Source organism: Rhodococcus sp. WB1 (genome assembly GCF_001700945.1).
In the GTDB taxonomy this organism is placed as follows: domain Bacteria; phylum Actinomycetota; class Actinomycetes; order Mycobacteriales; family Mycobacteriaceae; genus Rhodococcus; species Rhodococcus aetherivorans.
Map to the genome: position 1 here is coordinate 3,998,866 of NZ_CP015529.1, position 13,813 is coordinate 4,012,678.

The window sequence follows — 13,813 nt, forward strand, 5'->3', positions numbered from 1 at the left end:
TCGATGGCCCGCACCCCCCGGCACTGGCTGCTGCTCCTGTGCACGGCGACGGCGCTGCTGCACGCGACGTTCCAGTCGGTGCGCGTCCTCGTCTCCTACCGCGTTCTCGCCCTCGGCGGCGACGCGGCCGTGATCGGCGTGGTGACGGCCCTGTTCGCCCTCGTTCCGCTGGTGCTCGCGGTGCCACTCGGCCGGGCCGTCGACCGCCGGCACGCGGCCGGAATCCTCCGGGCCGGGGTGGTCGTGTCGGTGGCCGGTGCGCTGATCATCGCCCTCAGCCCGGACCTGCTGGTGCTCGGTCTCGGCAACGCCGTCCTGGGTCTCGGTCAGCTCCTGGTGACGGTGTCGGGGCAGGCGTTCGTGTCGATCCTGTCGCCGCCGGGCGAGCTCGATCGCGGATTCGCGGGCATCACCCTCGGGGTGTCGGTCGGTCAGGCGATCGGGGTGCCGCTCGCCGGCGTGATCGCTGCGGCGAGCAACGGCGAGACCGTCGAGACCACGCCGGCGCTGCTCGTGATGACGGTTCTGGCCGCGATGGCCCTGCCGTTCGTCGTCGGCTTGCGCGAACCACCCGGTTCCGGACGCACCCCGGACGACGCGCCCCCGCAGTCGGTGCTGTCGATGCTGCGCACGCGCGGGATGAAGCCCGCGATGTTCTCGAGCCTCGTGGTGCTGGCGTCCGTGGACATCGTCGTCGCGTACCTGCCGCTGCTCGGTGAGGAGTTCGGATTCGGGGTGCTGCTCGTGTCGGCTCTGCTCACCGCCCGCACCGTCGCGTCGATCGTCTCGCGCGCGGTGCTGCCGTGGGCGCTGCGGACGATCCCGCGGCGACGTCTGCTGCTGTCGGCGACGGCGTGCACTGCGCTGCCCGTCGCGGCCCTGCCGTTTCTGCCCAACCCATGGGCGCTGGGCGCGCTCCTGGCGCTCTGCGGCGCCTTCTGGGGTTTCGGGCAGCCGCTGACCATGACGTGGGTGGTCGGACTGGTGGCACCGGCGGACCGGGCGTCGGCGCTGGCGGTACGCCTCACCGGCAACCGTCTCGGCCAGGTGTCGGTGCCGTTGGCAGCCGGCGCGATCGCCGGGGTCGCCGGCACCGCCTCGGTGTTCCTGGTAACCGCGGGACTGCTGTCGGCTGCCGCGGTGAGCACGTGGCGGGCGCTGCGCAGGTAGACGCCACCCGTGCGCGCTTTCGGTAGCTCCCACTACCGGAACCGCGCACGGCCGCGTCAGCGGCGGCGCAGCCGCACGTAGTCACCGGCGGCGCAGCCGCGCATAGTCACCGGCGGCGCAGCCGCGCATAGTCACCGCCGGCGCAGCCGCACGTAGTCACCGACGACGGCGGCGCCGAGTCCGTCGACGTCGGGCGCGACGACCCGCCCACCGACCCGGCGGGCCATACGGTCGACGATCCGTGCCAGCCCGGGATCGTCGCCGAGCCGGAAGATCGTCACGTGCGCACCGGCGCGGGCGAGATGATCGAATTCGCGGACCGTCATCCCCAGGGTGCGGGCGCTGGGTGGATAGTCGAACGCCGCGTAGCCGTCCGCCTCGAGGTGCGCGGTGGGTTCGCCGTCGGTGACCACCAGCACCACCGGCTGGGCGTTGGAATGCCGGCGCAGGTGCCGGCCGGCCAGCATCAGCGCATGATGCAGGTTGGTGCCCTGCTCGTAGACCCCGTCCAGCCCGGCGAGTTCGGTGGCGGTGACGACCCGAGCGTGCCGGCCGAACGCGATCAGCTGCAGCGCGTCACCGCGGAACCGGGTCGAGACCAGGTGGTTGAGGGCCAGTGCCGTGCGCTTCATCGGCACCCATCGACCGTCCATCACCATCGAGAACGAGGTGTCCACCAGCAGTGCCACGGCGGCCTGGGTGCGCTGCTCGGTCTCGACGACCTCGACGTCGGTGACGTCCATCCGCACCGGGATTCGCGCGGGAGCGCGCAGGGTGGCGTTGGTGAGGGTGCGCACGACGTCCCACGGCTCGGTGTCTCCGAACTCCCACGGACGCGACGCCCCGGTGGGCTCGCCCGTCGCCCCCGCACGGCGGGTCTCGCGCTGCCCGCCGCGGGTGGACAGCTGGTCCATGACGTCGCGCAGCGCGGTCCGGCCGAGTTCGCGCATCGCCTTGGGCGACAGTCGCCACTGCCCGTCGGCGCCGCGGTCGAAGAACCCCTGCCGTTGCAGTTCCTTCTCGAGCTGGGCGAGCATGCGCGCGTCGGCCGCGGCCTCGTCGCCGAGCTGGCGAGCCAGCGCGTCGAGGTCGATGTCGTCGAGGGAGGCCCCGGCGTACTGCTGGGAGAGCTGCTCGGCGAGCGCGTCGAGTTCGGCAACCTCCTGCAGCGCCCCGGTCGCTTCGCCGAGGCCCATGCCCTGGTCGCCGCGGAACCGCTCCGACCCGGTCCAGTCCTCGCCGGGACGGGCGGCGCGCAGGTGCGAGTCGAGGCGGTCGAGCTGCGACATCAGGCTCGGCGAGCCGAACGCCTGCTGGGCGAGGGCGTCGAGCTCGTCCCGCTGTTCCTGGCTGAGCGAGTTGCGCAGTCGCTGCGCCGCCGCCGCGCGCTGGGCGAGCGAGTCGAGCAGTTCCTCCACGTTGCGGGGGTTCTCCGGGAAGAAGTCACCGTGCTCGGCCATGAACTGCTCGAAGTCCTCCTGGGTGTCCTCCCCGCGGGAATGCTTGTCCAGCAGATCGTTCAGATCCTCGAGCATCCGGTTCACACGTTCGCGGTCCTCGTCGGTCGCGCCTTCGAGGGCCTGCTTCATCCCGGCGAACCGCTGGTCGAGCATCTCCCGCCCCAGCAGATCGCGGATCTTCTCGTAGTCCTCCCGGGCTTGCGAACTGCGCCAGTCGTAGTCGGCGAGTTCCTGCACGGCCTGGGCGGCGGAGGCGGGCAGTTCCTCGATCCGCATCTCCGCGAACCGGGCCTCGTCGTCGAGAGCGCGCGCGAGCGCCTTGCGCTCCTCGAGCACGGCCCGGTCGAGCAGCTCGCGCACCTCACGCAGCGTGCCGTCGAGATTCGTGCGGTCCAGCAGGTCCCTGCGACGCCGATTCGCCTGCGCGGCAAGCCGGTCCAGGCCGCGCATGGACCCGTGCCCGCGGCGCAGCAGCTCCCGCAGCGCCCGTCGCGGCGAACTGCCGGACAGCACGTCCTCGCCGATGGCGGCGAGGGCCTCACGCAGATCCACCGGCGGGGCGAGCGGGTCGCCGCCGTCGTAAGGTCCGTACCTCGCGCCCCGGCTCATCAGGAGTACACCGCGGCACCGTCGTCGTCGGCGTGCTTGGCGATGCGCCGCGCCAGATAGAGGCCCTCGAGGGCGAGTTCGACGGCGGCAGCCCGGGTTCCGATGCCGTCCGCGCCGAGCCGTTCGGCGACGACGTCGAGGACGGGCAGGTCGGGCAGCTCGTCGAGCAGCGCCTTGGCGGTGATCCGGTCGCCGGTCACCACCGGCCGGCCCTGCTCGACGGCCGCGACGAGCGGACCGAGGTCCACCCCGGCCAGCCGGGTGCGGGCGGCGTCCGCCGTGGCCCGCCGGAGCAGGTGGTCGAGCACCTCGAATTCCCGTCCCTCCTCGCCGGATTCGAACTCGACCTTGCCGCGCAGCACCTCCACGACGGTGCCGAGGTCGACGGGCCGTGCGACGGGGTCGGCCTCGCCGAGCACGGCCCCGCGACGCATCGCGGCGGCCGCGACGGTCTCGGCGCCGGCGACGGCGAAGCGCGCGGACACGCCGGAACGCTGGTCCACCGACGTGGATTCGCGCAGCAGGCGGGTGAAGCGGGCCAGGATCTCGAGCAGGAAGTCCGGGACCCGCGACTGCAGCTGCGCCTCCTGCTCGATGACGGCGATCTCGTCGTCGAGCTGCGTCGGGTAGTGGGTACGGATCTCGGCGCCGAACCGGTCCTTGAGCGGGGTGATGATTCGGCCCCGGTTGGTGTAGTCCTCCGGGTTGGCGCTGGCGACGAGCAGGACGTCGAGCGGGAGCCGCAGCGTGTACCCGCGCACCTGGATGTCGCGCTCCTCCATCACGTTGAGCAGCGAGACCTGGATGCGCTCGGCGAGGTCGGGCAGCTCGTTGACGGCGACGATGCCGCGGTGGGCGCGGGGCACGAGACCGAAGTGGATGGTCTCGGGGTCGCCGAGGCTGCGGCCCTCGGCGACCTTGACGGGGTCGATGTCGCCGACCAGGTCGGCGACGGAGGTGTCGGGGGTGGCGAGCTTCTCGGCGTAGCGCTCGCTGCGGTGCCGCCAGGCGACGGGCAGGTCGTCGCCGAGCTCCGCGGCGCGGCGGATCGAGGCGGGGGTGATCGGGTCGTAGGGATGCTCCCCGAGCTCGGAGCCGGCGATCACCGGTGTCCACTCGTCGAGCAGCAGGGGCAGGGTGCGCAGCAACCGGGTCTTGCCCTGACCGCGTTCGCCCAGCAGCACCACGTCGTGGCCCGCGAGGAGGGCGCGTTCGAGTTGCGGAACGACGGTGTCGTCGAATCCGACGATGCCCGGCCACGGGTCGATGCCGTCGCGCAGGGCGGCGAGCAGGTTCTGCCGGATCTCGTCCTTGACGGAGCGGTGCACATGGCCCGAGGCGCGCAGCTCGCCGAGGGTGGACGGCCTGACTGTGGGTGACGTCACCTCTCCCAAGGTACGAGCGTTCGGTGATTTCGGCACCTGCAGCCGCGGCGCGTCGCCGCGGCGGGAACGCCGCGCGGGAGCGCCTGCCCGGCCCGGTTCGGTACCCGATGTCGGCGGCGATCCCTACACTCCCGCCATGGACACCTGGCTCCTCGCGGCACTGCTGGGCCTCGGACTGGCCGCCGCCACCGGCCTGCGCACCTTTCTCCCGCTGCTGATGCTCGGCACCGCGGTGCACTTCGGCCTGTTCGGGATCGCGCTCAACGAGTCGATGCAGTGGGTCGGGTCGACGGGCGCGCTCGCCGCGCTGGCGATCGCCACCGTCGTCGAGATCGGCGCCGACCTGGTCCCCCTCGTCGACAACGTCCTCTCGGCCGTCGCCACCGTCGTGCGGCCCGTCGCCGGCGCGCTCGCCGCCTGGGCCGCGTTCGCCGATCTCGACCCGGCGATGGCGGCCCTCGCCGGCATCGTCGTCGGCGCCCCGACCGCGATGGCGGTGAGCACGGTGCAGACCGGCACCCGCGCGGCGAGCACGGTCACGACCGCGGGACTCGGCAACCCGGCGCTGTCACTGCTCGACGACCTGCTCTCCTTCGTCACGTCGTTGATCGCGCTCGTCGTCCCGCTGCTCGTGGTGCCCCTGCTCGCCGGCTTCGCGTGGGCCGTCCACCGCGGGTACCGAGGGCTGAGCCGCCTGCGGACGGGCTGACCGGTTCTGATAGACACGACGCCATGGCGGACACCGACATCTCCTTCTCCAGCGGCGACGTGACCCTGCACGGCAGCCTGCGCGTGCCCGCCGCGGGCGACGGGGACGTCCCCGCCGTGCTGCTGCTCGCCGGCAGCGGTCCCACCGACCGCAACGGCGACAGCGCGCTGCTGCCCGGCCCGATCGGCACCCTGCGTCACCTCGCCGACGTGCTCGAACGCAACGGCTTCGCCAGCCTGCGCTACGACAAGCTCGGCAGTGGCGTCACCGGCCTCGGTCCGTACGACGTCTCCGACGTCGCCGACCTCGGATTCTCCACCTTCATCGACGCCGCCACCGACGGCCTGCGGTTCCTCGCCGGACAGCCGGGCGTCGACGCCGAGCGGCTCTACGTCGTCGGGCACAGCGAGGGCGCGCTCATCGCCCTCTCCCTCGCCCACGCCGGCGCGCCCGTCGCGGGCATCGCCCTGCTCGAGCCGCTGGCGGTGCGGCTGCTGGACCTGCTCACCGCCCAGATCGACGCCCAGCTCGACGCCGTCGTCGACGCCGGTCAGCTCCCGATCCAGGTGGCCGACGAACTGCGTCTCGCCCTCGCGGACGCCGTCGAATCGCTGCGGGCCGACGGCACCCTCAGCGACACCCTGCCCGAGCCGCTCCGCAACGCCGGACTGGTCTCGGCCAACGCAAAGGCCCTCGCCGAGGAGGACGCCCTCGATCCGCGGATGCTCGCGGCCCAGCTCGACGGGGCGCTGCCGGTACTCACCAGCGTCTCCGCGAAGGACATCCAGGTGCGGGTCGAGGACGTCGACGCCCTCGACTCGGCACTCGTGCACACGAGCCTGACCTCGCTGCGCCTGCACCGGGCCAACCACGTGCTCAAGGACATCGGCGACCAGCAGTCCACCGGCGCCGACTACATCGCCGATCTGCCCTTCTCGGACGAGTTCACCCGCGGTTTCGAGGCGTGGCTCGCCAAGCTCTGACCCGCCGCCCGAGATGGGCGGAAAACAAGAGATGTCAGATTCGCGTTACTCGGGTATGGTGTCCGGTTAACCCGTAGGAACACACGAGAAAGGTACGGTCCGATGCGAGACGACAAGGTCATCGCGGCGAAGTCGATGCGCATTGCCGTACCCACCTGGTGCCGACACACCTACGCGTACTTCCACTTCGCCAAGTGGCAACCCCGGGAATGAGTCGACGACGCGAAAGACTCCTTCTCGGGCACCCGGGCACATCGCCTCGGGTGCCTTTCTTTATCCCGTACCGATCTTGTCCAGTAAGAGGAGAACACGATGAAACTGCGACTCGGCGCCACCGGCGCCGTCCCCAAGGACCTGCCCGACGATCTCACCGGTCACGCGATCACGATCGACCTGAGCCACGTCGGCACCGAACAGGCCGCGGCCGCTGCGGACCTCATCCGCGAACTGCTCGACCGCGGTGCCGCCCGGCTGGTCATCTCCGACGCCCGCGACGCCGCGCCGCGGACCGTGACCCGCCCGGCGACCGGCCACCCGCACGCGGCCTGACGGCGCGGGCGGCCGGGCGGCGCTCAGTGCGCGAAGTGCCGTGCGCCGGTGAGGTACAGGGTCACGCCGGCCTCGCGAGCGGCCTCGATCACCTCGTTGTCGCGCACCGAACCACCCGGCTGCACGACGGCCTTGACGCCGGCCTCGGTGAGCACCTGCAGGCCGTCCGCGAACGGGAAGAACGCGTCCGATGCGGCGACGGATCCGGTGACACGGTCCCCGGCGCGTGAGACCGCGAGCCGGGCGGAGTCCACGCGGTTGACCTGGCCCATGCCGACGCCGACGGTGGCGCCGCCCGCAGCGAGCAGGATCGCGTTGGACTTCACGGCCCGGCAGGCGCGCCAGGCGAACTCGAGATCCGCGAGGGTCTCGGCGTCGGCGGCCTCGCCGCAGGCCAGCTCCCAGTTCCCGGCCGAATCACCCGGCGCCGTGAGGGTGTCGCGCTCCTGCAGCAGCATGCCGCCGGAGATCTGACGCAGCTCGATCTGCGCCGCCTGCGGCGAGTCGGCCCGCAGGATGCGGATGTTCTTCTTGCGGCTGAGCACCTCGACCGCGCCGGCCGCGTACGCCGGGGCGATGATCACCTCGGTGAAGATCTCGGCGACCTGTTCGGCCATCGCCACGCTCACCTCGCGGTTGACGGCGATCACGCCGCCGAACGCGCTCACCGGATCGCACTCGTGCGCCTTGCGGTGCGCCTCGGCGACGGTGTCGGCCACCGCGATGCCGCACGGGTTGGCGTGCTTGATGATCGCGACGCACGGCCGGTCGTGGTCGTGCGCGGCGCGCCAGGCCGCGTCGGCGTCCTGGTAGTTGTTGTAGGACATCTCCTTGCCGTGGAACTGCTCGGCGCGGGCCAGGCCCGGCTCGCCGGCCTCGTTCACGTACAGCGCCGCCGCCTGGTGCGGGTTCTCGCCGTACCGCAGCACGGCCGCACGCTGCCACGTCGCACCGGCCCAGGCCGGGAACTGCTCGGCGGCGTCCGCCTCCGGGACGGCATAACCGGCGTTCATCCAGCTCGCCACCGCCACGTCGTAGGCGGCGGTGTGCTGGAACGCCTCAGCGGCAAGGGCTTTGCGCTGCGGCAGGGTGAAGCCGCCCGCCTTGACGGCGTCGAGCACGTCGTCGTACCGGGCCGGGTCGACGACGACGGCGACCGACGGATGGTTCTTCGCGGCGGCACGCACCATGGACGGGCCGCCGATGTCGATCTGCTCGACGCACTCGTCGGGGGTGGCCCCCGAGGCGACGGTCTGCGTGAACGGGTACAGGTTCACCACGACCAACTCGAACGCCTCGACACCGAGCTCGGCGAGCTGGTCGAGGTGGTCCTGCTTGCGCGTGTCGGCGAGGATGCCGGCGTGCACTCGCGGGTGCAGCGTCTTGACCCGGCCCTCGAGGCACTCGGGGAAGCCGGTCAGGTCCTCCACCTTGGTGACGGGGATGCCGGCGCCGGCGATGGTCGCGGCCGTGGAGCCGGTGGAGACCAGCGCGACACCCGCCTCGTGCAGACCCGTCGCCAGTTCGACCAAACCGGTCTTGTCGTAGACGCTGACGAGTGCACGTCGCACAGCCTTACGTTCGGTCACTGGGGATCACGGCCTTTCGTCCATCGGATACAACTCCACGGGTGGCGACGGCGGCGACCACGTCGGCCAGCAACCGTCGCTCCACAACCTTGATGCGTTCGTGCAGGGTGGCCTCGTCGTCGTCGTCGAGGACCGGCACGGGTTCCTGCGCCAGGATGGGGCCGGTGTCGACACCGGCATCGACCAGGTGCACGGTCGACCCGGTGACCTTCACCCCGTAGGCGAGGGCGTCGGGGACTGCGTGCGCGCCGGGGAACGCCGGCAGCAGCGCAGGGTGGGTGTTGACGATGCGGCCGCCGAACCGGTGCAGGAAGGTCGGCCCCAGGATCTTCATGAAACCGGCGGAGACCACCAGGTCCGGCTCGTGCGCGGCGACGGCGTCGGTGAGGGCGCGGTCCCACGCGGCGCGGTCCGGGTGCTCACGCAGCACGACGCGGAGATGCGGGATGCCGGCGACCTCGGCATGCCCCTCGGCGGCGCACTCGCGGTCCACTCCGACGGCGACGATCCGGGCGGGGTACCCGTCCGTGTGCGTCGCGTCGATCAGCGACCGCAGCAGGCTTCCGGTGCCCGAGGCGAGGACGACGACCCGTGCCGGCGCAGTCGGCGGCAGCTGGTCACGCGAGGCAGTCAGCGCTCTACTCCTGGAACTCGAGAGGGGTCGGCCGGATGCTCGGCCGGGTAGAGCCTAGCCCTTGGGGGGTGCGGCCCCCTCCGGCAGGTCACCGTTGCGCTCCGGCGGCGCGCCGGCATCCTGCTCGGTTACGCCGGACCCGCCCGGCTCGTCGGCGGCGTCCTCGAGTTCCGCGTCGGCGACGTGCACACGCTCGTCGTCGGCGGGGTCCTCGCGCTCGGTGCCGGCGACGGCGGGCGCCCCGGCGTCGCCTGCGGCGTCTGCGTCGCCCCCGGCGTCGGCGGCGTCCTGCTGCCCCTCGGGGCCGTCCTCGACGATCTCGGCCTCGAGCACGTCGGCGGCCGGCGTCGCCGGGCCCGCCTCGAGCGCCTTCGCCTCGTCGAGCGGGGTGGCGTCGGCCTCCTCGACCGGCTCGTCGCCGTCGGGATTCTCGGCGGCGGCGGTCTCCGTGGCGGACTCCTCCGCGGCGGCCGACGCTCGGGCGGCCTCCGCCGCGGCCAGGCGGTGCTCGCGCCACAGCAGCAGCTGCGACGTGACGAGGCCCAGCAGCCCCGACCACGCGAATACCAGAACCCCGGCAAGCCACCAGTTTCCGCCGACCACGCCGAAGATCCCCAGGGGGCCACCGGCGACCCACGTGGCCAGCGCGCTCGTCGCGCCCGCGAGCGCCGCCGCAGCGACCACCGTGAGCGCGGCGTCGGTGGACGACACGTACTCCCCCCGGGCCCGCGCCTCGAGGTGGCGCTGGGCGACGTACCGTCCGAGCAGCGCACCCACCGTCGCGGGAACGGCCAGCAGCACCGGCCAGAACGGCGCGGCCGGTCCCGGTGGGATCACGGCGAGCACCGGCAGCGCGGGCAGGTCACCGCCGGTCGCCTCGAACAGGCTCAGGGTCACGTCGCCGAACTGCACCGTGCTCCCGGCCACCACGGCGGCGGCCCCGATCAGCACGTTGGGCAGGTACAGCACCGACAGCACCGTCAACCCGAGCGCCCCGGTTACTCCCCCGCCGCGGCCGATCAGGTCACCGACCACGGTCCACGACCACAGCAGCCCGAGTACGGTCACCACCCCGGCCGCGGCGAACATCCCCAGCACCGCGCGGGCCGCGGGGCGCACGGCGGCGACCAGCCAGTTCGGCACGCCGTAGCGGACGGACAGCGGCCGCCACGTCCGGGCACCGATGCCGAGCCCGGCCCCGAGCAGGTAGAGGGCCGTCACCCAGGCCAGCGCGGCCGCCGGATTGGGGGTGACGACGGGCAGGACACTCGCCGCATCCTGGATCACGATCAGTGCCACGATCGTGATCACCGTCGGACCGGCGAGGGTGGCCACGGCGATGCGTGAGGCGTTCCGACGATCGAGCGGACGGCCGCCGAGCGCGACGAAGGCGTCGGTGGCCGAACGCGCGGCCCGGGCGGTCAGCCACACCAGCACCGCAGTCGGCAGCAACGGCAGCACGCCGAGCGCTACCCCGTCGATCGTCAGCGTCACCTGATGCAGGGCCAGCCAGCTTCCCGCGATCGCCGCGTAGATGCCGGTCAGGTCGCTGCTCGCGGCCACCATCGTGGTCACCACCAGCGTGGCGATCAACGCGAGGGTCACTGCCGGCACCCTGGCCGCCGTGCCGAGCAGGATCCGCAGCTGCTCCGGTTCGACCGGGTTGCCTTCCGGGGTGGTGCGCCGGTCGGACCGGCCTAGCGTCGAGGTCATCGTGTCGAGAGTGTCACCCGGCGACGGTCGTGACGGTCAGGCGCGCCGCAGCACGTGCGGGAGCCGTCACCGCGGCTCGTCACCGGGGCGGAACGCCTGCGTCGGCGCCGGGTCCGACGTCCGCTCGGCGTCGTCCTCCGACGGACGCCCCGCGGCATCCTGCTCGGAATCGGCGTGCCGGGGGGCGAGCACGGTCGGCTCGTCCGCGCCGCCACCGGCGGGCTCCCCCGGCCGGCCCGAAGGACCGGGCGACCCGGCGCCGTACGGGGCCTGGGCTCCCGTCGGGGTGTAGGCCTGCTGGCCGGGGTGCTGCCCCTCGGATTGCGGCCGGTCGACGCGCAGCGGCTGGCTCAGGTGCTCGGTCTGGGCGCCGTAGTCCGGGCTGGGGTAGTGCTCGCGCGGCTGCGCGCCCGAGTACTGGGTGCCCGGGTACTGGGATCCCGGGTACTGTCCGGACGGGTGCTGCCCGGACGGATACTGGCCGGTGGAGTACTGCCCCGACGGGTACTGCCCGGTGGAGTACTGCGGCTGCTGGTAGCCGGGGTACTGCGCCGAGGACCCCGAGGGGTAGGCCGAGGACCCCGAGGGGTAGCCGGAGCCCTGCGTTCCGTATCCGCTCGACGCCGCGCCGGGAGCGTAGCCCTGACCGGACGGATAGCCCTGCCCCGCGCCGGCACCCTGCGCTCCGTAGCCCTGGCCGCCGTACCCCTGACCGCTGTAGCCCTGGCCGCCGCTGTACCCCTGGCCCACGCCCTGCCCGCCGCCTCCCTGGCCGCCGAACGACTGCGCGGGCGCGCGGCGCTGGCCGGGCACCAGGATGCCGATCCCGAAGAGCAGCGCCATCAGCGCGAGCGCAGTCTGCAGGAAGCCGAGGACGAGGATCGACACCCCACCCCACGAGATGCCGGTGTCGTCGGGCAGGTGGAAGAGCTGGAACAGCGACACCACGAAGCCGACCGCGGAGGCCGCCACCGCAACGGAGCGCAGGTCCTGACCCGGTAGCAGCGACAGTGCCGCAGCCGCGCCACCGAAGAGCAGGAAGGCCAGCGGCACGACCGCGAACCCGAAGTCGAACGACGACAGCGCAACCTGGGTGCCGAAGGAGATCCGCACGTACGGGGCCAGGCCGAGCAGGAAGTTCAGCACCGCCAGCACCGCGACGGCGATCGGCAGGAGCAGCGGCACCACCTTGTCGGAGCCACGGGAGGCGAGGCTGGATCCGCCCCCGGTCGACGACCCCGTGGGACCTGACGGGGTGTCGGACCGGCCCGTTCCCGAGCCTGCTGGGTAGGTCATCGCTCCTCCTGATGTCGTCGGCTGCTCTGTGACCAGCCTAGGCACGATCACCGTGGGCGGCAGGAGTCCCGCGAATCCGGCGAATCCCCACCGGCGAGAATGTACGCATGCCCAGCACCCTCGAGCCCGGAGCGGACGTCGTCGCCGAGACGGAGATCAAGCATTCCCGCTTTCTCGCCGCGCTGCGTCGCGTCGACTCGGATACCGCCGCGCTCGCCTTCGTCGAGGAACAGCGGAGGCTGTATCCCGATGCGCGGCACCATTGCTGGGCCTTCGTGGTGGGCGACGAGCCGGCGCACCGGGCGGAACGGTCGAGCGACGACGGGGAACCGGGTGGCACGGCCGGGGTGCCGATGCTGCAGGTGCTGCACCATCGCGATCTGGTGAACGTCGCGGTGGTGGTCACCCGCTGGTTCGGCGGCATCAAGCTCGGCGCGGGGGGACTGGTCCGGGCGTATTCGGGTGCGGTGGCCGTCGCGGTCGACGCGGCGACGCTGGTGCCGCGGGAGCGACGGGCGGTGTTCACCCTGGCGGTGGGGCACGGTGACGCCGGCCGGCTGGAGTCGGAACTACGGGGCCGCGGGGTGAGCGTGCTCGACGTGTCCTACACGGAGCGTGTCGTCTTCACGGTCGCGGCCCGGGATGCGGCCGGGTTGCGGAGCGTGGTGGCGTCGGCGACGGCCGGCGCCGGCGAGCTCGAGCCCGTCGGCACCGAATGGGTGGACGGGTAGGCAGCGGAGCTGCCGGTGCGTCCTTCGGGCGGTCAGGACCGCCCAAAGGACGCACCGGCGGCGGAGCCGCCTACAGCGACTGCAGGATCTCGCGCGCGAGAGCGGCGGTCTCGGACGGCGTCTTGCCGACCTTCACGCCGGCCGCCTCGAGGGCGTCCTTCTTGGCCTGCGCGGTGCCCGAGGAGCCGGAGACGATGGCGCCGGCGTGGCCCATGGTCTTGCCCTCCGGAGCGGTGAACCCGGCGACGTAGCCGACGACCGGCTTGGTCACGTTGGCCTTGATGTAGTCGGCGGCGCGCTCCTCGGCGTCGCCGCCGATCTCGCCGATCATGACGATGAGCTTGGTCTCGGGGTCCTTCTCGAACGCCTCGATGGCGTCGATGTGGGTGGTGCCGATGACCGGGTCGCCGCCGATGCCGATGGCGGTCGAGAAGCCGAAGTCACGCAGCTCGAACATCATCTGGTAGGTCAGGGTGCCGGACTTGGACACCAGGCCCACCGGGCCCTTGCCGGAGATGTTGGCCGGGGTGATGCCGACCAGCGACTCGCCCGGGGTGATGATGCCGGGGCAGTTGGGGCCGATGATCCGGGTCTTGTTGCCCTTCTCGACGTTGTAGGCCCACGCGTACGCGGTGTCCTGCACCGGGATGCCCTCGGTGATGACCACGAGCAGCGGGATCTCCGCGTCGATGGCCTCGATGATGGCGTCCTTGGCGAACTTCGGGGGGACGAACGCGATCGAGACGTCCGCGCCGGTCTCCTTCATCGCCTCGGCGACGGTACCGAAGACGGGCAGCTCGACGGCAGAGCCGTCGGCGGCGGTGTGGGACACAGTGGTGCCGGCCTTGCGGGCGTTGACGCCGCCGACGACCTGGGTACCGGCCTTGAGCATCAGGGCGGTGTGCTTGGTGCCCTCGCCGCCGGTGATGCCCTGGACGATGACCTTCGAGTCCTTGTTGAGGAAGATAGACATGTTCTCCGTGTG

General features: G+C 72.4%; 12 protein-coding genes. 5 read left to right on the top strand and 7 right to left on the bottom strand.

Annotation, left to right across the window (positions count from 1 at the left end; genetic code table 11):
• Positions 1-3 precede the first annotated feature (3 nt).
• The gene (locus A4U64_RS17710; RefSeq protein ID WP_065922899.1) at positions 4-1,170 is read left to right on the top strand and encodes an MFS transporter; all 1,167 of its coding nucleotides are present in this window, start codon (positions 4-6) and stop codon (positions 1,168-1,170) included.
• 131 nt (positions 1,171-1,301) lie between these two features.
• Here the strand turns inward: A4U64_RS17710 and A4U64_RS17715 are convergent, their stop codons facing one another.
• Positions 1,302-3,239, bottom strand: a complete 1,938-nt coding sequence (locus tag A4U64_RS17715) for a vWA domain-containing protein (RefSeq protein WP_006945008.1) — start codon at positions 3,237-3,239, stop codon at positions 1,302-1,304.
• A complete protein-coding gene (locus A4U64_RS17720) occupies positions 3,239-4,624 on the bottom strand; it encodes an ATP-binding protein (RefSeq protein WP_065922900.1) in 1,386 nt (461 codons plus the stop codon). Before A4U64_RS17720 ends, A4U64_RS17715 begins: the two co-directional genes overlap by 1 nt.
• A gap of 136 nt (positions 4,625-4,760) precedes the next feature.
• Here A4U64_RS17720 and A4U64_RS17725 point away from each other — a divergent pair, with 136 nt between their 5' ends.
• From A4U64_RS17725 to A4U64_RS17735, 3 genes are all read left to right on the top strand, one after another.
• Complete coding sequence (locus A4U64_RS17725) at positions 4,761-5,333, top strand: DUF4126 domain-containing protein (protein ID WP_029542006.1); 573 nt, start codon at positions 4,761-4,763, stop codon at positions 5,331-5,333.
• A gap of 23 nt (positions 5,334-5,356) precedes the next feature.
• Positions 5,357-6,316, top strand: coding sequence for an alpha/beta hydrolase family protein (locus A4U64_RS17730; RefSeq protein WP_006945011.1), 960 nt, complete (start codon positions 5,357-5,359; stop codon positions 6,314-6,316).
• Between the two features lie 312 nt (positions 6,317-6,628).
• Entirely contained in the window at positions 6,629-6,865 is a 237-nt protein-coding gene (locus tag A4U64_RS17735; protein ID WP_006945013.1) for a hypothetical protein, read from the top strand.
• 23 nt (positions 6,866-6,888) lie between these two features.
• Here the strand turns inward: A4U64_RS17735 and purH are convergent, their stop codons facing one another.
• The 4 genes from purH to A4U64_RS17755 all read right to left on the bottom strand — a co-directional run bounded on the left by purH (position 6,889) and on the right by A4U64_RS17755 (position 12,097).
• Positions 6,889-8,454, bottom strand: coding sequence for a bifunctional phosphoribosylaminoimidazolecarboxamide formyltransferase/IMP cyclohydrolase (gene purH, locus A4U64_RS17740; protein ID WP_065922901.1), 1,566 nt, complete (start codon positions 8,452-8,454; stop codon positions 6,889-6,891).
• Entirely contained in the window at positions 8,441-9,088 is a 648-nt protein-coding gene (gene purN, locus A4U64_RS17745; protein ID WP_084648661.1) for a phosphoribosylglycinamide formyltransferase, read from the bottom strand. Before purN ends, purH begins: the two co-directional genes overlap by 14 nt.
• Positions 9,089-9,142: 54 nt before the next feature.
• Positions 9,143-10,801 carry a cell division protein PerM gene (locus tag A4U64_RS17750; protein ID WP_065922903.1) on the bottom strand — a complete coding sequence of 553 codons (1,659 nt, stop codon included), beginning with the start codon at positions 10,799-10,801 and terminating at the stop codon, positions 9,143-9,145.
• 66 nt (positions 10,802-10,867) lie between these two features.
• On the bottom strand, positions 10,868-12,097 hold the full coding sequence (locus tag A4U64_RS17755) for a DUF5336 domain-containing protein (RefSeq protein WP_168579298.1): 1,230 nt from the start codon (positions 12,095-12,097) through the stop codon (positions 10,868-10,870).
• Positions 12,098-12,204: 107 nt separating this feature from the next.
• On the opposite strand from A4U64_RS17755, the gene A4U64_RS17760 reads away from it, so the two are divergent.
• Complete coding sequence (locus A4U64_RS17760) at positions 12,205-12,828, top strand: IMPACT family protein (protein ID WP_029541994.1); 624 nt, start codon at positions 12,205-12,207, stop codon at positions 12,826-12,828.
• Positions 12,829-12,898: 70 nt separating this feature from the next.
• On the opposite strand, the gene sucD is transcribed toward A4U64_RS17760, so the two are convergent.
• Positions 12,899-13,801 (bottom strand): succinate--CoA ligase subunit alpha, encoded by a 903-nt coding sequence (sucD, locus tag A4U64_RS17765; RefSeq protein WP_003937757.1) that lies wholly within the window; start codon positions 13,799-13,801, stop codon positions 12,899-12,901.
• Positions 13,802-13,813 lie beyond the last annotated feature (12 nt).

Bases quoted from the DNA above. Each gene is read 5' to 3' on its own strand.
- A4U64_RS17710 (WP_065922899.1), top strand. From the start codon at position 4: ATGGCCCGCACCCCCCGGCACTGGCTGCTGCTCCTGTGCACGGCGACG.
- A4U64_RS17715 (WP_006945008.1), bottom strand. From the start codon at position 3,239: ATGAGCCGGGGCGCGAGGTACGGACCTTACGACGGCGGCGACCCGCTC.
- A4U64_RS17725 (WP_029542006.1), top strand. From the start codon at position 4,761: ATGGACACCTGGCTCCTCGCGGCACTGCTGGGCCTCGGACTGGCCGCC.
- A4U64_RS17730 (WP_006945011.1), top strand. From the start codon at position 5,357: ATGGCGGACACCGACATCTCCTTCTCCAGCGGCGACGTGACCCTGCAC.
- A4U64_RS17735 (WP_006945013.1), top strand. From the start codon at position 6,629: ATGAAACTGCGACTCGGCGCCACCGGCGCCGTCCCCAAGGACCTGCCC.
- A4U64_RS17750 (WP_065922903.1), bottom strand. From the start codon at position 10,801: ATGACCTCGACGCTAGGCCGGTCCGACCGGCGCACCACCCCGGAAGGC.
- A4U64_RS17755 (WP_168579298.1), bottom strand. From the start codon at position 12,097: ATGACCTACCCAGCAGGCTCGGGAACGGGCCGGTCCGACACCCCGTCA.
- A4U64_RS17760 (WP_029541994.1), top strand. From the start codon at position 12,205: ATGCCCAGCACCCTCGAGCCCGGAGCGGACGTCGTCGCCGAGACGGAG.
- sucD (WP_003937757.1), bottom strand. From the start codon at position 13,801: ATGTCTATCTTCCTCAACAAGGACTCGAAGGTCATCGTCCAGGGCATC.